This window comes from Streptomyces nidicola (assembly GCF_050106155.1).
GTDB lineage: Bacteria > Actinomycetota > Actinomycetes > Streptomycetales > Streptomycetaceae > Streptomyces.
The window spans coordinates 6,737,786-6,756,439 of the sequence record NZ_JBNBPI010000001.1 but is presented as its reverse complement, the minus strand read 5'-3'; the positions used below and the strand labels follow the sequence as shown (position 1 = coordinate 6,756,439).

Here is an 18,654-nt window from a genome sequence, read left to right as displayed (position 1 = left end):
GGGCATCACGCCCGTATGACCAGAGCCACCCCACCACCACCCCCGCCCGGAGACACGCCGGTCGTCGCGCGCAGCCCCCTCGTCTTCCAGCCGGTCAACCGCAAGCGGTGCGGCGCCTGCCGTCGGGGGCCGCTCGGGCTCCTGACCCTGGAAGGCGGGCAGCCCCGCTGCCTGGACTGCGCCGACCTGGGACACCTCGTGTTCCTGCCGCGCGGGGACACGGCGCTGACCCGCAGGGCGCGCGAGGAGAGCGCGCTCTCGGCCGTCGTCGTGCGCTTCCATCGGCGGCGCGGGCGGTACGAGCGGCAGGGCGTGCTCGTCGAGGAGCAGGCGCTCGCGCGGGCCGAGGCGCGCTGCCTGGCCGACGCGGAGGCGCGGGCCCGGCGGCGGGCGCGGGACGCGGCGCGGCGGGCGGCGCAGGACGCGGTGTTCGTGGCGGAGTTCGCGGCGCGGATCCGGCGGCTGTTTCCCGGTTGCCCCGAGGACCGGGCGGCGGCGATCGCCGCGCATGCCGGGGCGCGCGGGAGCGGGCGGGTGGGCCGGAGTGCGGCGGGGCGGGCGCTGTCGGAGGGGGCGGTCGCGGCCGCGGTGCGGGCCGCCGTGCGCCATGTGGACACGCCCTACGACCGGCTGCTGATGGAGGGCGTGCCCCGGAGGGAGGCGCGGACCCGGGTGGCCGGGGCCGTGGCGGCGGTACTCGACGAGTGGCAGCGACGGACTCCCGCCCGTCCCACCGCTCCCGCCCCACCCACCGCACCCGTCACCCTCGACGACTCCACCGCCCCCGCCGCACTCCACGAAACCGCCACAACCGGCACCGTTCGCTCAATGTAATCGTGAAATCACTGTCCACAACCGACAAACTGCGGCATGATCCCTCCTGTAAGGGGGGCGCATGATCGAAGGTCCGTATTTCGCACTGGTCGTGCTGGGGGCGGTCTGGTGCGGGGTGAGCTCAGGGGTGTTCATCGCGTTCTCCACGTTCGTGATGCGCGGCCTTGGCGCGCTGCCCGCCGCGCAGGCGATCGCCGCGATGAACACCATCAATATCGCCGCCCTCGCGCCGCCGTTCATGGTGGTCTTTCTCGGCGCGGCGGTGCTGTGCGCGGTGATCGCGGTCGTGACGTTCGTGCTCTGGCCCGACGCGGGCACCGTCGAGCTGCTGCTCGGCTGCGCGCTGTATCTGGCGGGCACCTTCGGCGTGACGGTGCTGGCGAACGTGCCGCGCAACGCGGCGCTCGCCGGTCTCTCCGGCGACGAGGAGTCCGAGAGCAGCGCCGCGCAGTGGCGGACGTATCTCGCCGAGTGGGTGCGGTGGAACCACGTACGGGCCGCGACGGGCGCCGCGGCCTCGGGACTCTTCGTGCTCGCCCTGACCTGAGCTCGGGCGACCCGCGCCCACCCGACGTATCGTGACGAAAAGAGCCAGAGCCAGCAGTCACGGCGTAGGGAGACGGCCATGGCCGACCCCAAGGGCTTCCTCACCACACCCCGGCAGGACGCGCCGCGCCGCGCCGTCGGGGAGCGGGTCCGCGACTGGGACGAGGTGTACGTCCCCGGCGGCCTGCTGCCGATCGTCGAGGCGCAGGCCGACCGCTGCATGGACTGCGGGATCCCGTTCTGCCACGAGGCGTGCCCGCTGGGGAACCTGATCCCCGAGTGGAACGACCTGGTCTCGCGGGACGACTGGCAGGCGGCGAGCGAGCGCCTGCACGCCACGAACAACTTCCCGGAGTTCACCGGCCGCCTCTGCCCCGCCCCGTGCGAGGCGGGCTGCGTCCTCGCCATCAACCAGCCGGCCGTCACCATCAAGAACGTAGAGGTCGCCATCGCCGACCGGGCCTGGGACGAGGGCTTCGTCGGAGCGCAGCCGCCCGAGCGGCACAGCGGGCGGACCATCGCCGTGATCGGCTCGGGTCCCGCCGGGCTCGCGGCCGCGCAGCAGTTGACTCGGGCCGGGCACACGGTCGCCGTGTACGAGCGGGACGACCGGCCCGGCGGGCTGCTGCGCTACGGGATCCCCGCGTTCAAGATGGAGAAGCACCATCTGGACCGCCGGCTCGACCAGTTGGCCAAGGAGGGTGTGCGGTTCCGTACGTCGATGGAGATCGGCCGGGACCTCGAAGCCGCCGACCTGCGGTCCCGCTACGACGCCGTGATCATCGCGACCGGGGCCACGAAATGGCGCGAACTCGACGTTCCGGGCCGGGAGTTGGCAGGGGTCGAGCAGGCGATGGAGTACCTGCCGTGGGCCAACCGCACGTACGAGAACGGGAAGAACCCGCCGCGAGAGACCCAGGAGTCACACCTTTCCGCCACCGGCAAACACGTCGCCATCGTCGGCGGCGGCGACACCGGCGCCGACTGCCTGGGCACGGCGGTCCGCGAACGGGCCGCGTCCGTCACGCAGTTGGACATCTACGACAGGCCGGACGAGGCGCGCGACGAGGACGTCGAGCCCTGGCCGACGTACCCGAAGCTGTACCGGCTCTCCGCCGCGCACGAGGAGGCCGGTGAGCTGCGCACGGCTCCGGCGGCCGACGCGGACGCCCGGCTCTTCGCCGCCTCCACACTGCGCCTCACAGGGGACGCCGCGGGACATGTTCGTGCGCTGCACCTCGTGGAGGTGGACGCGGCGCGCCGGCCGCTGCCGGGAACGGGGCGGACGCTGCCCGCCGATCTGGTGCTGCTCGCGCTCGGCTTCCACGGGCCCGAGCGTCAACCCGGTGGCCTCATCGACCAGTTGGGCCTCGATGTGGATGAGCGGGGCCGTCTCGCGCGCGATGCCGCCTTCGCGACGGCTGTGCCGGGCGTGTTCGTCGCGGGTGACGCGGGGCGCGGCGCCTCACTCGTGGTGTGGGCGATCGCCGAGGGAAGGGCGGCGGCCGCCGCGGTGGACCGCTGGCTGACGGGGCGGACGCAACTGCCGGAGCCGATCGGGGCGCACGACCGCCCGATGACCGTCTGAGTGGCCCGGACCGCCCACCCGAACGCAGGCGATCCGTGGCGCGTCACGACAGCAGAAAGTCCGCGGCCCCCGACTTCGCCCCTTCGATGAACGCGGTGATCTCACCGATGGTGTAGATCAGCGCGGGCCCGTCCGGGTCCGAGGACTGACGTACGGCGACGCGCCCGTCGGCCAGCTTCATGGCTTCGAGGCAGTTGCCTCCGTTGCCGCCGCTCCACGGCTTGTGCCAGCCTTCGCTGCCGAGTTCGCGCGCGGGCATGCCGTTGTAGATCGGCTCGCCGTCGACGCCGCGTATTCGGTCCTTGATCGAGTCCATTCACAGCTCCTTGCGGAGATCGCGGAGGATCTCCTTTGTGCGTTGCGCCGTCGCGGCATGCGCCGCCATGCGGTCCATGACTTCCAGGTGGGTGGCCACCTCGGGGCGCGCGTCGAGGTAGACGGCGCCTGTCAGGTACTCGCTGTAGACCATGTCCGGCAGTTCTGACATGGCAAATCGGAACAGGACGAAGGGTCCGTACGTGCCCGGGTGCGGGCCCGCGGCGAACTCCGCGACCTGAAGCGTCACGTTCGGCAGCTCCATCGCCTCGAGCAGCCGGTCGATCTGGGCGCGCATCACGTCCATGTCGCCGACCGGGCGGCGCAGGGCGGTCTCGTCCATCACGACCCACAGGCGGGGCGCGTCCTCGCGGGTGAGCAGGGCCTGGCGCCGCATGCGCAGGGCGACGTGCCGCTCGACGACATCGGGGTCCTCGGCGAGCGCCCGCCCTATCGCGCCGGATTCCAGCACCCCGCGCGCGTAGTCCTCGGTCTGGAGCAGGCCGGGCACGAAGTGCGGGTCGTACGACCTGATGAGCCGGGCCGCGCCCTCCAGGCTCACGTACATGGAGAACCAGCCGGGCAGGATGTCGTGGTACCGCTGCCACCAGCCCGGCTTGTTCGCCTCCTCCGCGAGCTGCACGAAGGACGTGGTCTCTTCGTCGGCGACGCCGTAGGCCTTCAGGAGCAACTGGACGTACGGGATGCGCAGGGAGACCTCGGCGGTTTCCATGCGGCGGATCGTCGCGGCGGTCACGCGGAGTACTTTCGCGGCCTCCTCGCGCTTGAGTCCGGCGCTCTCGCGAAGGTCCTGCAGGCGGCGGCCGAGAACGACCTGGCCGACCGTCGGCGCGGACCGAGGTTCGCTCACGCCCCCTACCTCCCAGTAGTCCCGATGTCTGAATCCCGCCACTTTTCATCGCGGGAAAAGGTCCGAAAGACGTCCCTCACCGGCCGTTTCCCTGCGATTAGCCCCCGATGGGGGCCGCGTGGCGCGCTGCTGCGAGCAGTGTGCCATGCCCACTCCACACGGCATACGCCACTCTGCACTTTTCAGAGTGGCCCTTGCCAAGTGTTCATGGCGGGGAGATAGTGGCAAGCGTGACTCCGTCTGCGCCTTTAGGAACAGAAGCCGGCGAAACTACGCTCGGTGACCGTTCGGGTACCCCGACAGGGGCCCACCCGTCGGCTGCCCGTCGCAGCAGTTTCGAACTGGCTCCCCATCCGGGCTCCGCCGCTCAGGCCCGGCGCGTGACGCGTACCCACCTCAGTGCGTGGGGCGCGTGCGAGGACACCTGTGACGCGGCGGCCCTCGTCGTGTCCGAACTGGTCACGAACGCGATCGTGCACACCGCGAGCCGGCGCATCCACTGCGAACTGCGCGAGCTGCGCGACGACTCCGGTGACCGGCTGCGGATAGCGGTACGGGACGAGGGGTGCATTCCCGGTGACGCCCGCGCGGGCCGCGTCGCGCCCGAGGAGGAGCACGGCAGGGGGCTCCTTCTCGTGGCCGCTGTCGCCACGGCGTGGGGCGCCCAGGAGACCGGGCCCGGCCTCCTCGTCTGGGCCGAACTGCCCCGCGACGAACGGGAGCCGCAGCCGCCGGGCCCCGTCCCCGGCGCATCGGACGGCGCCGAATGGGCCTGGTGAACGCCCGCCCCTGTCGGACGGCGGGCGGAGGAACGACGAACGTGCGAAACGGGATCGGATGGGCGTGGTGACAACGGGCAAGCGGACGATGCACTTGAACTCGCTGGCCGGACTGGCCCGGGGGCGTCGCCCCCGGCGTCCGGAGCAGGCGGAGGCCCCGCGTCCGGGCTGCACGCCCCCCGTGCGGCTCAGCGTGCCCGCGGGCATGACCGCGCCGCTCGGCTGCGACGCCGTCGCGGTGCCCGAGGAGTTCGGCCGGGCGATGGCGAAGCGCCTGCCGCGGATGGGCTGTGTGTACGCGGACGGGGCGCACTGGTGGTGGCTCGTGCCCTCGGACTCCGATGTGTCCCTGGAGTGGCCCGCGCCCGCGCGCTACACGGCGGGCGCCCTGGTGCCGGACGTGCCGCGGGCACCCGCCCTGGTGCACCGTCCGGAGGGTTCGGTGCCGTACACGCCGCCGATTCCGCTGTATCTCGCGCTGTGCCGGGTCACGGGGACCACGCCGGTGTGGTCGCGTTCGGTCGGCGCCTCGTAGTTCGCAGTCCCCCTACGGGCAGCGTCAGCCCACGAGGTCGGCCACTGGCTCCCGCACGATCACCAGGAACGCGTCCGTCGCCAAGTCCATGACCACCTCGGCCGGTTGGCCCTCCTGGCGGCGCCGGTTCGCGTACTCCTCCGCGGGCCAGGAGCCGCGGGGCCCGCCTGCCGGGAATCGTCGCAGTACCACTCGTCCATTGACCATCGTCCGTCCCTGCCCCCGTGATCGTGCCGATGTACGGCGCCCCACGCGTCCGGGCGCTTCATGAGGGAGAACGCTGACAGGGGCACTCCCGGCTCGCAACGTGACGATAATGACACCGAGTTGATACGAGGTCAGGCCGCTCGGCCGATGTCTTCGGTCGACGTATTCGCCCTCAGTCGACGTATTCGTCGTGGTAGCGCACGCGCGCACTGCCCGCAGGGGCCCCGAGAGCCGACGCGCGCCCCTCCGGCCTCTCCCACTCCTCCTGACGGCCGAGAGCGGTGAGGTCCAGGAGGTTCGTGGTGAACCCGATGTGGTCCATGCCGCGCGCGAACGTCGAGTACGTGTGGAAGACCCGCTCCCCCTCACGCAGGAAGCAGCTGATCGCGGGCTGCTCCTGGAGAGCGCCGTCCTCGCCCGTGAACGTGGCGCCGAAGTCCACGTTGAAATCGCTGAGATGGGACGAGTACCAGGGCACCGTCCAGCCCATCCGCGCCTTGAACGGCAGGATCCGGGTGAACGGCGCGCGGGACACCGCCACGAACTCCGTACCGCGGGCCCGCAGATGCGCCAGGTGCCCGATCTGGTCGAGGAATCCGGAGCAGCTGGGGCAGCCCGCGTCCCAGTCGGGCGCGAACATGAAGTGGTAGACGACGAGTTGGGCGCGCCCCTCGAACAGGTCGAGCAGCTCCGACTTCCCGTCCGGGCCCTCGAAGACATACGACTTGTCGATCTCGACCATGGGCAACTCGCGGCGCCGCGTGTTCAGTTCGTCCCGCGCCCGGGTCGCCGCCTTCTCCAGGGCGAGCAGTTCCTCGCGCGCGGCGCGCCATTCCTCGCGCGTGACCACCTTCGGCAGCCCCATGGTTCCTCCTCGGGTCGTGTCTCTCGGAGGGGTGACCGGAGGGCTGTGCGGAACTCATCGCTTCGGCGAAAGTTTTTTGAAGCGGTCCTGATTTCCCGGAAGCGGCCCCGATTTCCTGGAAGCGGTCCTGATTCCTGAAGGAGCGCTGTCCTCCCGGCGGAGCCGCTGGCACGCTGGCCGCCCCGGCCCGTCCGGGCCGGCCCTAGGACGGAGCACACCATGCTCGTCGGTACCTGGAACCTGGAGAACCTCTACCGCCCCGGCGGCCCCTACGGCCCGCGCGACAAGGCCGCGTACGAGGCGAAACTTGCCTCGCTGGCCGCCACCGTGAACAGCCTGAGCCCCACCCTGCTCGGCGTGCAGGAGGTCGGCGACCCGGCGGCGCTCGACGATCTGGTGCAGCTGCTCGACGGCCGGTACGAGGTGCTGCTGTCCGAGTACCCGGACGAGCGCGGGATCCGGGTCGGCTTTCTCACCAGCGTGTTCATGAACGTGGTCGGCGACACCGCCGAGTTCCCGACCGACCTGCGCCCGGTGCAGGTCGACGACACGGGCAGGACCGCGGACCGGATGGGGCGGGGCGTGCTCGCCGTGCACTTCTCGACGCGGGCGACGTGGCTCACGGCCGCCGTCTGCCACCTCAAGTCGAAGCTGCTCGGGTACCCGGGCGGCAGGTTCTTCCCGCGCGACGAGGGCGAGCGGGCACGCTACGCGGCGTACGCGCTGCAACGGCGGGCGGCGGAGGCGGCCACCGTGCGCGCCTTCGCGAACACCCTCATCGGGGAGGGCGGTCAAGGCGTACGCGTCGCCGTCATGGGCGACTTCAACGACGAGGTAGCCGCCTCGACCACTCAGATCGTCCAGGGTCCGCCCGGCTCCGAGATCGGCACGCCCGGCTTCGACCACCCGGACAAGGGCGACGCGCGGCGGCTGTGGAACGTGGCGCCGCTGATCCCCGAGGAGCAGCGGTACTCACGGGTCCACGAGGGCCGCCGCGAGCTGATCGACCACGTCTTCGTCTCGCACGAGCTGCTCGGCCACGTCGTCCGCGCGGGCACCGGTCCGTCCCGGGAGCAGGCCGGCGCCGAGCTCGAGGCGCTGCCGTCGGTGAGCGACGATCCGGACGAGCGGCGGGACGCGCCGGGCTCCGACCACGCCCCGGTATGGGTCGACCTGCGCCCCTGAGCCCCTGAGCCCCTGTTACGCGGCTTACGCGGCGAGTTCCGCGAGCAGCACGTCGATCTTGCGCGCGTGCTGCTCGGGCACCCGCCCGGTGTCGTCGACCTGCACCGCGCACGCGGTCGTCGCGTCGACGAGCCGCTCCAGTACGACGGTCACCTGCCGCGAGCCGTCCGAGTGCCGCGCGAGCACCGGCAGTTCGGCGGCGGCGAGGTCGACGGCGGCCCGCGCCTGCGCGAGCGTCCGGTACGCCTCGCGGCGCAGCGCCCACCGCCCGTGCCGGTCGACGCCCTGCGCTCCCCCGGCGCCCTTGGCTCCTTCCTCGGATTCGCTCAGCACGTGCCGTACGTAGGCGCGGGCGGCGTCGTGCGCGACGTCGAGCCGCACCCGCACCCCGCCGCCGCGGTGCCCGCCCGGCAGCGGCAGATGCCCGGCGACCAGCACGATGGCGCAGGCCAGCAGCGTCTCGGTGATCCGGCCCCAGGACGCCATCGGCTCCCCGCCCACCATCACCAGGGACAGTACGAGGACGGTGACGACGGCGGTCTGCGCGGCGAAGTGCCGGGTGGCGACGGGGATCAGCGCCCCACAGGCGGCGACGAGCGCGACGAGCCCGAGGGGCTGGGGCAGCACGGCGGCGAGCCCCGCGAAGAGGACCGCGCCCGCGACGGTCCCGGCGGCCCGGCAGAGCGCGCGCGAGGCGAGCGGCCCGAGGTCCGGCTTCACGAGAAAGACGGCGGTGGCGGGGAGCCAGTACCAGTGCAGCGGGTGCAGGGCCTGGGCGACGGCGGCGCTGGCGCCGAAGGAGAGCCCGACCCGGACGCCGTACTCGCGCCCGGCGGGGCCGGTCACCCTGCGCAGCACCCCGCGCACGGACGCGCGCCGCCGGCCCGACGGCAGGTGGACGGCGGCCCCGTCGAAGGCCTCGGCGGCCCGCAGCAGCGCCTCGTCGAGGGCGCGAAGCCCCGCGCCGGCGCGGGCGGGAGCGGGCAGCGCGCCGGGCGCCTCCCCGGTCCGTACGGCGGCGGCGAGCCGGCGCGGCCCCTCCCCGGCGCGCGCGGGCACCGGGTCCCCGGTCCAGGCGAGCGCGGTGGCGGCCTCGGCGAGCGGGAGGGCGGCGGAGTACTGGCGGCGCAGGCGCCGGGTGGCCGCCGAGCGGCCGGGCCGCAGGGCGTCCTGCGCCTGGTCGAGGGCGGCGGTCAGCGCGGCGCGCCGGGCCTGGGCCTCGGGTCCGCCGACGGCGTCGAGCAGCCGGGCCACGGCCTCGTACACGGAGGCGACGGCGGCACGCTCACCGTCGTAGAGGTAGCCGAGCCCCTTCGTCCGTACGTTCGTGCGTACGGGAGAGGGCAGCAGCAGCCGCAGCAGGATCAGCCACGCCGCGCCCCCGGCGAACAGCAGCGCGCGCTGCCAGGCGGGCTCCGGCAGCGGCATCCCGGCGCCTATGGCGACGGTGACGAGGAACTGGGTCCCGGCGGAGGACGAGACGGGCCCGACGGCGCTGAAGGCGCCGCCCACGAGCCCGAGCACGGCGAAGAGGCAGGCGATGAGCGCTCCGGTCGGCAGCGCCCCGCCGATGAAGCTGCCGACGGTCATGCCGAGCGCCCCGGCGAGCGCGGGCCCGCCGAGCCGCGAGACGGCGGCGAGCCGCGGACCCGGCCGGTCGTTGACCCCGGCGAGCAGGGTCCCGAGCGCGAGCAGCACTCCGCTGGACGGCCGCCCGGCGGCGACGGCGACGAGCAGCAGCGGCCCGCCGGCCAGGGCCCCGCGCACGACGGCGGGCCACGGCACGGGAGCGCGCTGGGCGCGCAGGGCGTGGCTCAGCCAGGGCGGGAGCGAATGGGGGCGGCGCATGACGGTGAGCAGACTCCTGTCGTACGAACACGGAGGGTGCCGGGCGCCGTCGGCCAGCCTGAACTGGTTTCTCAAGCGTAAGCGGAGTTGTTGGAGGGGAGGAAACGGCGAGGTTTCCGGAATGTGACACTTGACCGTGCCCACGCGACGTACTCCCGACAACCATGGCGGCTGGCCGGATCTTCCCGGCGACACGGCCCTGACCATCCACGTCCCGGAGGCGGACACCCTGGTCCGCACCCCGTCGAGGGCCCACATCACGCTCCTGTACCCGTTCCTCCCGCTGGCCCGGATCACGCCGGAGACGGACGCCGACCTGCGCGCCCTGTTCTCGGCGACGCCCCCGCTCCCCCTCACCTTCGCCGAGGTACGCCGCTGGCCGGGCGTCCTCTACCTGCCCCCAACCCCTGACGACCCCCTCCGCTCCCTGACGAAGTCGCTACGGTCACGCTGGCCGGAGGCGGTCCCGTACCGCGGCATCTTCGGCGACGAGGGCCTCGACCCCCACCTCACGCTGGCGAGCGGCGCGGGCACGGACGACATCCCGGAGACGGAGTTCACACCGGCACTGCCGCTGCACGCGCGCGTGGAGTCGGTGAACCTGATCGTGACGGAGGGCGCGGGAACGGGCTGGCGCGACCTCCGCACGTACCCGCTGGGCGTCCCCGCCTAGTGAGCGTCGGCGACCGCCCGCGCCATCAACTCCCGGGCCCGGTCGACGAGTTCTTCGAGCGACAGCGCGGGGTCGGACACGATCTCGTCGATCCCCCGCAGCCCGGCCCGCTCCAACAGCCGCTTCTCGTTGGTCACCCACTCCCCGCGCACGGCGAGCACCGCGTGCCCCGCCTGCATCGCGGCACCGGCCACGGCCCCGAGGACCTCGGTGCGCCCACCGAGGGGCACGTTGTTCCCCTTCGCGTACTCGAGGGTGATCGAGGCACGCCCCCACCACACCTCGGGCGCGGCTTTGCGCAGCGCGGCCGGATACCCGTCGGGCCGGGGCGTGCGCCCGCGCAGCACACGGTTCACGGCCAACTCGGCGACAACGAGATACGACGGAATCCCGGCCAGATGAAACATCAACGGCTCAACGCGAAACCGCCCGTCCTCGGCCTCACTCAGCTCGTGCTCGACGACATCCAGATCCCGGTAGTGCACATCGACACGCCGTCCATCAACGGCCAGCCACGCCCCACCATTGAAGACACCACCACCCCAGCCGCCGATCTCGGAGACCTCGCCCTCCCACCCGACGTCCCGCAGGTGCCGGGGCTCGAACAGCCCCTCGCTCCCCCGGTAGTACACGGCCGTGTCCCAGTCACTCGCATCGGTGTGCGTACCTTGCGCCCGCGACCCACCCAGGGTCACGGCGTGCACCCCGGGCAACGCGTCGAGCCGGTCGGCGAGGCGGTCGAGGAAGACGTCGTCGGTGCCGGATTCAGCGATCATGCGGCCACGCTACGCCCGGGGCGGCCAGCCTTGATCGGCCACCCACGGGAACGGTGCGCAAGCTGCGCCGCTCACGTCAGGCTTCCCGGGCGGCCTACACGGACACCTGGGCTTCAACGTCTGCCTCACGTAGCACAGTTGTGGGATAGCGTGGCCTGGCGCGAAAGCTTCCTCCCCGGAGGGTGCTGGCCGAGGCCTGCGAACGCAGCGCCCTCAGCAGTCGGATACGCAGAGCCATGAGCTACGTGGCAGGGCCTCACAGAGGCCGGAACAGTTCCCAGGTTTGGGAACCCTCCCTGCCATCCGCCTCTGAAGGAGTTGCCTCACATGGTTCCCGTCGAGTACATGCCCAAGCGCCGGACCTGGATCCGCGACATCACCGTCGGCATCGCCGTCGGCTTGGGCGTGGACCTGGTGAAGGTGGTTGTGGAGAGCGCCGTGCACCTCATCGTCTGAAGGTGAGGCTGGGGATGGCCCGGGGGCCATCCCCTCTCGTATGTCATGCTCTGCGGTCCCCCCCCCGTAACCGTTCCGGGGTCATGAGCGGGCCGCTCACCGCACGCTTTCCGTACGTCAGAAACCTTCGGTGATCGTCAGCCGAACGGCGTGACCACGGGATAACGTACGAAGAGTCATCGCGGCCCGACGGGCTTCCTTTCAGGACATGCCCCCACCCGCACGAGATCTGTCGTGCCTGTGGGGAAATCCCTTTGTTGCTCCGAAAGTCCGCGTCCGCGCTGCGGCCACTTATCATGCCGACGGGACAGGCCCAGCTGCCACTCACGTCGAAGCTCATGGACGCGTACACGCGGTCACATCCCAACAAGAAGAAGCCGGGCGCCGGTCTCGTCGCCTCTTGGGAGGAAAGCCTCCCGGACGTCGTCGAATCCCTCCTTGACCAAGGGCTGGACGACGTGGAGGTCCTCGTCGAGTACGCAACGCCCGGCATGGCCGGCGAAGCGGACGTCATCCTCGCCGGAGTGCATCCGGTCACGAAAGACCTGTCCTACGTCGTCATCGAGTTGAAGCAATGGCGCAAGGCTGCTGTCTCACCGACCAACTCGATCGCCGTGGACGCGGGCTACGACAAGCTGAAGCTCCATCCTGTACGTCAGGTCCAGCGCTACTGCGAATATCTGGTGCAGAACCTCGCCCCGCTCCACGGGAACCGTGAACGGGTCGCAGGAGCAGCCCTGTTGCACAACGCCAGGGCAGAGGTCGCTCCCCTCTTCGAGTTGACACAGACCGACCACGGGCGACTGTTCACCCGCGACCAACTCGACGATTTCAGGCGATTCCTGTCCGCACGTCTGTCCACCGGTGAATCCGGATCCCGTGCCGCAGATGTCTTGTGCCAGGCTCAGCAATACGAAACCCCGTCCTCAAGCGAGGCCTTCAGCCGAGTCGGAAGCCCGCACCCCGTCTTCGCACTGCAGAAGGAACAGGAGATCGCGTTCCAGGAAGTACGACAGGCCGTGCGGGGCAGCGCACAAGGAAGGGACGCCTGCAAGAAGGTCATCATCATCCAGGGCGGTCCCGGCAGTGGAAAGACCGCAGTGGCCGTGGAACTCCTGCGCACTCTTCGCCAAGAGAACCACCACGTGGTGCACGCCAGTGGTTCCCGATCATTCACCAATAATCTACGCCAGGCTGCCATCGACTCTGCTCCGCGCGGACGTAAGGGCGCGGCTGAACGGCAAGCGCGTAAGGACTTCCGCTTCTTCCAGCAGTTCGGAGAAGTCGAGGAGAATGCCCTAGAGGTCCTGATCTGTGACGAGGCACACCGAATACGTCTGACATCGGATGGCCGTGACGTCAAGCGGTGGGTCAAGGAGCGCGGGTGGCCCCAGGCCGACGAGCTGATCCACGCCGCTGAAGTTCCTGTCTTCCTGCTCGACGACTGGCAGTCGTTGCGCCCCAACGAAGTCGGCACCGTGAAGTACCTCATCGAACGAGCCAATGCCCTTGGCTGCGACAGCGAAGTCATCGAGCTACCCGGAATGTTCCGGGCCGAGGGAAGCGCCGCGTTCCGTGACTGGGTGACGAAGCTGCTCACTCTCAAGCCAACCACTCCACGCCCTTGGGTTCCGGACGGTCGTATCGATGTCCGACTCGCCGAGACCCCCGAGGAAATGGAGACCTTTCTGGAAGAGCGGATCCATCAGGAGAGTCTCCAGGCTCGGATGACCGCAGGGTTCTGCTGGGAGTGGAAGACGCCCAAGAACGGCGAGCTTCTCCAGGAAGTGCGCATCGGCGACTGGCACCGACCTTGGAACGCGAAGGACGGCATACGGCTCGAGGACGTGCCTGAGTCCAGCCAATGGGCGACAGACCCGCGCGGGTTCGGACAGATCGGCTGCATCTACACCGCTCAGAACTTCGAGTTCGACTGGACCGGCGTCATCATCGGCCCCGACCTGGTGTGGCGTGACAACCGCTTCACCGTCGACCGCACCAAAACCCATGACAGCAAGCTGAAACCTGCTTCGGTGAGCGACGAACGCGTGGACGAGTTGGTACGGAACGCCTATCACGTTCTGCTGACGCGCGCTCGCAGCGGCATAGTGGTCTACGCCGAGGACGCGGACACACGCAATGCGCTGCGCACACTGATCAGCGGCACCGTTGCGGACAATCCGCTCAGCAGGCCTCCGAAGCGCAAGCTGCCCCCGGCGGCCACCCCCCTGGCGAAGGACGTGGCCGAACAGCTCGCGATAGAGTTCGAGTAATCGTCATAGCGGCCCGCCGGGCTTCCGCTCCGCCGAGGCGGACACAGAGGACACGCCCCCACCCGCACGAGTTCTTTCGTGCTGCCTGGGAGCATCTGTTGCTGTTCCGCGCCTCCGCCGCCGCGGTCGCCGCCGAGTGTCTGTCCGGTTCTCTTTTCCTGCGTATGACCGAGCAGTTCGCATACCTCCATGGCTACAGGCCCAGCGTCGCTGAGGCGCAATCATGGGAACGCAGCATCCCCGTCCTGGCGGGCGCGCTCAACGACGCAGGGCTCGGGCAGGTGGAGATGATCCTGGAGTACGGCCTCCCCCTCACCAGCAAGCGCGCCGATGCAGTACTGGCCGGCGTCCATCCGGCGACCGGTCAGCCCTCTTACGTCGTGGTCGAGTTGAAGCAGTGGAGCAATGCCGCGCCCGTGGACGACGCTCCATCCCTCTGCCAGATCGAGGCGTATGGTCGGCCCGTACTGAATCCGGTCGATCAAGTACGGGGATATGTCAAGTACTTGACCTCGTTCAATGCCTCTCTGGCCGACCACCCGAATCGCATTTGCGGTGCGGCCTTCCTTCACAACGCCTCCCAGTTCGGCGTCGGAGGCCTGTTCGAAGCCGACCAGAACGAGGCCGGCCAGCTCTTCATCGGCGAGCGGCGCGGCGAATTCATGGAGTTCCTGCGCTCGAAGCTGAGCCCGGCATCCGGTGCGCAGGCTGCCGACGAGCTACTCAATGCGAAGGTCGGCCCTTCAAAGCAGCTGATGGCTGTGGCAGCTCAAGAGGTACGCGACCGGGAGCAGTTCACTCTGCTAGACGAGCAACAGATCGCCTATCGGACGGTCCTGGAGGCGGTACGACGCGCAAAAGGGTCGGACCACAAGGAGGTCGTCGTAGTGACCGGCGGTCCCGGGACGGGCAAGAGCGTCATCGCACTGTCGCTCCTCGGGGAGCTGTATCGCCGCGGGACCACAGCACTACATGCGACGGGTTCCAGTTCCTTCACCACCACCATGCGTAAAGTGGCGGGTGCCCGCAAGCCTCAAGTGCGGGATCTCTTCAAGTACTTCAACAGCTTCATGACCGCCGAACGCAACGGCCTTGATGTCCTCATCTGCGACGAGGCGCACCGAATGCGCGAGACCTCCGCCAATCGGTATACCCGGGCTGCCCACCGCACCGGCAAGGCTCAGATCGAGGAACTGATCGACGCCGCACGCGTCCCGGTGTTCCTACTGGACGAGCACCAGGTCGTCCGTCCCGGCGAGATGGGGACGGTCGCGGAGATCAGGGCTGCGGCTTCCGCGAAGAACCTGTCATGCCAGGTCGTACCGCTGGACACGCAGTTCCGCTGCGGTGGCAGCGATTCCTATCTGCGTTGGGTGGTACGGCTGTTGGGCCTTGAGGAGGGCGGGGTACTGCCGTGGGAACCTGACGACAGGATGCAACTCCTCATCGCGGACACTCCCTCCGAGATGGAGCAATTCCTCGACGACCGACGAGGCCTCGGATACAGCGCACGCATGTCAGCCGGCTACTGCTGGAAATGGACGAAGAAGGTCCCGCCGGGGCAGGCCCTACCTACCGACGTCATCGTCGGGGGCTGGCAGCGACCGTGGAATGTGGCCGGCGACCGGGGGATCGCCGGGGCGCCGCCGGCCGCTCTCTGGGCCACCGACCCAGCCGGCTTCGGACAGGTCGGTTGCGTCTACACCGCACAGGGCTTCGAGTACGACTGGAGTGGCGTCATCATCGGCCCCGACCTCGTGTGGCGAGGAGACCACTGGGTCACTGATCGCACGGCGTCCAAGGATCCGGCCTTCAAGAGATCGACCCCGGATACCGATGTCGACCGCCTGATCCGCAATACGTACAAGGTCCTCCTCACACGTGGCATGGTCGGCACAGTCATCTACTCGACGGACGCGGAGACGCGGGCGAAACTGCGGGAACTTGTCGGGGCAGTGGAACGCGCTTCCGTGACGAGGTGACGGCGGTGGGCAAGAGCGCGAACCAGCCCCGCAGGGGCATGGGGTCTGTGACGTCTACACCCCGTGCGCTCTCCATGCGAGCCAACTCCCGCCCTAGCCTCGTCGGCCATGAGCTGGAAGAAGATCTGGCCGTATTGGGGTCTGATAGCGCTCGTCCTCGCCATCGCCGGCTGGCTCACATCCGACATCGGCCCAGCCGGACTGACGGCGCTCTTTGCGCTGAGTTGCCTCTGGTTCCTGTTCCAGGCGCCGAATTCGTGCGGCGCCCAGACACGGAGAAGTGGCGAGAAGTGCCGTAACAACGCCCATGGCGCCTTACGAGGGTGCCATCTCGAACAGCACAAATGGCAACGCGCACGGAGCCTGTTCATTCGCCCAACCCTGCGCCGCGCAGGGGGCGAACTGTTCTCCAGTCCGACCACGGGCCTCGCCAGCCTGGGAGCACTTGTCACACTCGTCTGCACGTTGACCACAACGGCGTTGGCAGCGGTAGGCAAGGGCGGTTCCTGACTTCAGGCCCGGCCTTACCCCCTCCGCGCGATGCAATGAACGAACGACGCCGGCCGCCCGCACGGACGACTAAGGAGTGCAGCCGCGTCCGCTGGTCAACGGTTCGCCTGAGCCCGCATGGCCGATCACACCACGCCCTCCGCCCGCTCCCGCCGGCACACCACCCCATACACCCCCGCCCCCACCGCCGTCCCGATGAACCACGAATACGCCGCCACCGAGTCGAAGTACGGGACCAACGCCAGCACCACCGCCAGCGCCGCCGACGGGACGAACGCCGCCAGGGCCTTCGGGTTCACCCCGTGGCGGTAGTAGTAGCGGGAGCCCGGTCGTGCGTCGAAGAGGGCCTCCGTGTCCACCCGGCCCCGCTTCACCCAGAAGTAGTCGAGCATCAGGATGCCGAAGAGTGGGCCCAGGAACGCGCCGAGGCCGCCCAGGAAGTAGTTCACGACGTCCGGGTTCGAGTAGAGGTTCCATGGCGTGACCAGGAGGGCCAGTACCGTCGAGATCGCGCCGCCCACCTTGAACGTGATCTTCTGCGGCCAGACGTTCGCCAAGTCGTACGCCGGGGACACGAAGTTGGCGACGATGTTCACGCCCATCGTGGCGATCGCGAAGGTCAGGGCGCCGAAGACCAGGACCCACGTGTTGCCGATCCTCGCCACCAGCATCGCCGGGTCGGTGATCGCCTCGCCGAAGACCTCCACGCTGCCCGCCGTGACGACAACGGAAAGGACGACGAAGGCGGTTGAGTTGATCGGCAGGCCCCAGAAGTTGCCGCGCTTCACCGTCCGGTAGTCCGGAGCGAAGCGGGAGAAGTCGCAGAAGTTGAGCATCAGGGTGCCGTACGTCGCGAGGATCAGGCCGATCGCGCCGAACCACTGGCGGAACTGTTCGCCCGTGGAGACCGGGTGTGGGGTCGAGGTGAGGGAGATCGTCCAGCCGGCCTTCGCCCAGATCCAGATCGCAAGCGCGAGCATCACCACCCAGATCGCGGGGCCGCAGAAGTCCTGGAACTTGCGGACCGACTCCATGCCGCGCGTGATGATCAGGGACTGGACCAGCCAGAGGAGCAGGAAGGAGGCCCAGCCCAGGGCGTGCAGGCCGAGGAAGGAGTGGTGCGTCCATGGCTTCGTTTCCGGGAACGCCGCCAGGATCATGACGTTCACCGCCACCGACGCCAGGTACGTCTGGATTCCGTACCACATGATGGCGATCACGGCCCGGACGAGCGCCGGGATGTTCGCTCCCCAGACGCCGAAGCTGATCCGGCTGACGACCGGGAACGGGACGCCGTGGCGCTGGCCGATGCGGCCCATCGCGTTGCAGCCGATGTAGATCAGGACGAAGCCGATGAGCAGTGCGGTGAAGACCTGCCAGGCGTTGAGGCCGAGCACCAACAGGCCTGCGGCGAACGTGTAGTTGCCGAGGTTGTGGACGTCGGACATCCACAGGGCGAAGAGGTCGTAGACCTTCCATTTGCGCTCGCGGGCCGGCGCCAGGTCCTCGTTGGTCAGGCGCGGATCGGGCGGCACAGGGGTGAGGGACTGGGGACGCACTGGCTCGGCCACGGACATGGCGCTCCTCCGGCGAGAAGGTTTGGTATACCAATACCGCGCGATGGTCCCGCTGCCGACACCGCCCGGCAATGTCCGTGCGGTTACATCTCCGTAAATCCACCCCGCTTCCCCTGCCCCTCGGGGACATCGACGAAGATGGACCCATGACGACGGCAGGATCGGTGGAGCCCCTGGGCGCGGTGCGCGAGCGCGTGCTCGCGGCCCTGCGCGAGGACATCATCGGCGGGCACCGGCGGCCGGGCGACCGGCTCGTCGAGCGGGAGCTCGCCGAGCGCTTCGGGGTGTCCCGGGTCCCCGTCCGCGAGGCGATCCGGGCGCTGCTCGCCGAGGGCTTCGTGACGTACGAGACGCCCCGCAGGGCCGTCGTGCGCACCCTGACCCGCACCGATGTCACCGAACTGTACGAGCTGCGCGAGGCCTTGGAGGTCTACGCCGCCGGGCTCGCCGCCGAGCGGGCCACCCCGGACGACCTCAAGGAGCTGGAAGGGCTGCTCGAACGGGCCACGCGGGCCACGCGCGAGGGCGACGCCGAGACCAACACGGACGTCAACTCCCGTTTCCACGACCGGCTGTTGGAGATGGCGCGCAACGAGCTCATCGTGTCCGTGATGCAGCCCGTCAGCGGCCGGCTGCGCTGGCTCACCCGGCGCGCCGAGGAATGGGCCCAACAGCTCGTCGAACACCGGGAGTTGTACGAGGCGATGGCCGGCGGCGACGCCGAGCGGGCGCGGGCCGTCGCCCTCACCCACGTCCGCACCAATCACCGCTTCACCGTGCGCCATCTCTTCGGCGACGACGACCCGACCGCGTAACAGCAGGAGTACTCGAACC

19 protein-coding genes are annotated in these 18,654 nt (G+C 69.8%); 12 read left to right on the top strand and 7 right to left on the bottom strand.

Annotated elements, in window-relative coordinates:
- Nucleotides 1–15: 15 nt before the first annotated feature.
- The 3 genes from ACOKM3_RS30465 (at nt 16) to ACOKM3_RS30455 (ending at nt 2,968) form a co-directional block, all read left to right on the top strand.
- Nucleotides 16–834, top strand: a complete 819-nt coding sequence (locus tag ACOKM3_RS30465) for a DUF2293 domain-containing protein (protein WP_426904214.1) — start codon at nt 16–18, stop codon at nt 832–834.
- A gap of 61 nt (nt 835–895) precedes the next feature.
- On the top strand, nt 896–1,381 hold the full coding sequence (locus ACOKM3_RS30460) for an anthrone oxygenase family protein (protein ID WP_426904213.1): 486 nt from the start codon (nt 896–898) through the stop codon (nt 1,379–1,381).
- A gap of 78 nt (nt 1,382–1,459) precedes the next feature.
- Nucleotides 1,460–2,968: a glutamate synthase subunit beta gene (locus ACOKM3_RS30455; protein ID WP_426904212.1), complete on the top strand. Its 1,509-nt coding sequence runs from the start codon at nt 1,460–1,462 to the stop codon at nt 2,966–2,968.
- 43 nt (nt 2,969–3,011) lie between these two features.
- On the opposite strand, the gene ACOKM3_RS30450 is transcribed toward ACOKM3_RS30455, so the two are convergent.
- Both ACOKM3_RS30450 and ACOKM3_RS30445 read right to left on the bottom strand, forming a co-directional pair.
- A complete protein-coding gene (locus ACOKM3_RS30450) occupies nt 3,012–3,284 on the bottom strand; it encodes a DUF397 domain-containing protein (RefSeq protein WP_266720810.1) in 273 nt (90 codons plus the stop codon).
- Nucleotides 3,285–4,154, bottom strand: coding sequence for a helix-turn-helix domain-containing protein (locus ACOKM3_RS30445; RefSeq protein WP_426904211.1), 870 nt, complete (start codon nt 4,152–4,154; stop codon nt 3,285–3,287).
- 380 nt (nt 4,155–4,534) lie between these two features.
- Between ACOKM3_RS30445 and ACOKM3_RS30440 the strand changes: the two genes are divergently transcribed.
- Both ACOKM3_RS30440 and ACOKM3_RS30435 read left to right on the top strand, forming a co-directional pair.
- Nucleotides 4,535–4,933 carry an ATP-binding protein gene (locus ACOKM3_RS30440; RefSeq protein ID WP_426904210.1) on the top strand — a complete coding sequence of 133 codons (399 nt, stop codon included), beginning with the start codon at nt 4,535–4,537 and terminating at the stop codon, nt 4,931–4,933.
- Nucleotides 4,934–4,991: 58 nt separating this feature from the next.
- A complete protein-coding gene (locus ACOKM3_RS30435; RefSeq protein ID WP_426904209.1) occupies nt 4,992–5,468 on the top strand; it encodes a hypothetical protein in 477 nt (158 codons plus the stop codon).
- Nucleotides 5,469–5,492: 24 nt separating this feature from the next.
- On the opposite strand, the gene ACOKM3_RS30430 is transcribed toward ACOKM3_RS30435, so the two are convergent.
- Both ACOKM3_RS30430 and ACOKM3_RS30425 read right to left on the bottom strand, forming a co-directional pair.
- On the bottom strand, nt 5,493–5,675 hold the full coding sequence (locus tag ACOKM3_RS30430) for a hypothetical protein (protein WP_426904208.1): 183 nt from the start codon (nt 5,673–5,675) through the stop codon (nt 5,493–5,495).
- A 172-nt stretch (nt 5,676–5,847) separates the two neighbouring features.
- Entirely contained in the window at nt 5,848–6,540 is a 693-nt protein-coding gene (locus tag ACOKM3_RS30425) for a DUF899 domain-containing protein (protein ID WP_426904207.1), read from the bottom strand.
- Nucleotides 6,541–6,759: 219 nt separating this feature from the next.
- Here ACOKM3_RS30425 and ACOKM3_RS30420 point away from each other — a divergent pair, with 219 nt between their 5' ends.
- On the top strand, nt 6,760–7,725 hold the full coding sequence (locus ACOKM3_RS30420) for an endonuclease/exonuclease/phosphatase family protein (protein ID WP_426904206.1): 966 nt from the start codon (nt 6,760–6,762) through the stop codon (nt 7,723–7,725).
- 24 nt (nt 7,726–7,749) lie between these two features.
- On the opposite strand, the gene ACOKM3_RS30415 is transcribed toward ACOKM3_RS30420, so the two are convergent.
- Nucleotides 7,750–9,573 carry an FUSC family protein gene (locus ACOKM3_RS30415; RefSeq protein ID WP_426904205.1) on the bottom strand — a complete coding sequence of 608 codons (1,824 nt, stop codon included), beginning with the start codon at nt 9,571–9,573 and terminating at the stop codon, nt 7,750–7,752.
- A gap of 136 nt (nt 9,574–9,709) precedes the next feature.
- Here ACOKM3_RS30415 and ACOKM3_RS30410 point away from each other — a divergent pair, with 136 nt between their 5' ends.
- Nucleotides 9,710–10,246: a 2'-5' RNA ligase family protein gene (locus ACOKM3_RS30410; protein WP_426904204.1), complete on the top strand. Its 537-nt coding sequence runs from the start codon at nt 9,710–9,712 to the stop codon at nt 10,244–10,246.
- Here the strand turns inward: ACOKM3_RS30410 and ACOKM3_RS30405 are convergent.
- The gene (locus tag ACOKM3_RS30405; protein WP_426904203.1) at nt 10,243–11,022 is read right to left on the bottom strand and encodes a nucleotidyltransferase domain-containing protein; all 780 of its coding nucleotides are present in this window, start codon (nt 11,020–11,022) and stop codon (nt 10,243–10,245) included. The two genes, ACOKM3_RS30410 and ACOKM3_RS30405, sit on opposite strands and share 4 nt — an antisense overlap.
- 327 nt (nt 11,023–11,349) lie before the next feature.
- Between ACOKM3_RS30405 and ACOKM3_RS30400 the strand changes: the two genes are divergently transcribed.
- The 4 genes from ACOKM3_RS30400 to ACOKM3_RS30385 all read left to right on the top strand — a co-directional run bounded on the left by ACOKM3_RS30400 (nt 11,350) and on the right by ACOKM3_RS30385 (nt 16,243).
- Nucleotides 11,350–11,478, top strand: coding sequence for a DUF6408 family protein (locus ACOKM3_RS30400; RefSeq protein WP_426904202.1), 129 nt, complete (start codon nt 11,350–11,352; stop codon nt 11,476–11,478).
- A gap of 338 nt (nt 11,479–11,816) precedes the next feature.
- Nucleotides 11,817–13,751 carry a DNA/RNA helicase domain-containing protein gene (locus ACOKM3_RS30395; RefSeq protein ID WP_426904201.1) on the top strand — a complete coding sequence of 645 codons (1,935 nt, stop codon included), beginning with the start codon at nt 11,817–11,819 and terminating at the stop codon, nt 13,749–13,751.
- A 98-nt stretch (nt 13,752–13,849) separates the two neighbouring features.
- Entirely contained in the window at nt 13,850–15,733 is a 1,884-nt protein-coding gene (locus ACOKM3_RS30390; protein ID WP_426904200.1) for a DNA/RNA helicase domain-containing protein, read from the top strand.
- A gap of 108 nt (nt 15,734–15,841) precedes the next feature.
- Nucleotides 15,842–16,243 (top strand): hypothetical protein, encoded by a 402-nt coding sequence (locus tag ACOKM3_RS30385; protein WP_426904199.1) that lies wholly within the window; start codon nt 15,842–15,844, stop codon nt 16,241–16,243.
- 125 nt (nt 16,244–16,368) lie between these two features.
- Here ACOKM3_RS30385 and ACOKM3_RS30380 read toward each other — a convergent pair whose 3' ends face one another.
- Nucleotides 16,369–17,820: an NCS1 family nucleobase:cation symporter-1 gene (locus ACOKM3_RS30380; protein WP_426904198.1), complete on the bottom strand. Its 1,452-nt coding sequence runs from the start codon at nt 17,818–17,820 to the stop codon at nt 16,369–16,371.
- Nucleotides 17,821–17,966: 146 nt separating this feature from the next.
- On the opposite strand from ACOKM3_RS30380, the gene ACOKM3_RS30375 reads away from it, so the two are divergent.
- Nucleotides 17,967–18,635: a GntR family transcriptional regulator gene (locus ACOKM3_RS30375; protein WP_426904197.1), complete on the top strand. Its 669-nt coding sequence runs from the start codon at nt 17,967–17,969 to the stop codon at nt 18,633–18,635.
- The last annotated feature ends 19 nt before the right edge of the window (nt 18,636–18,654 follow it).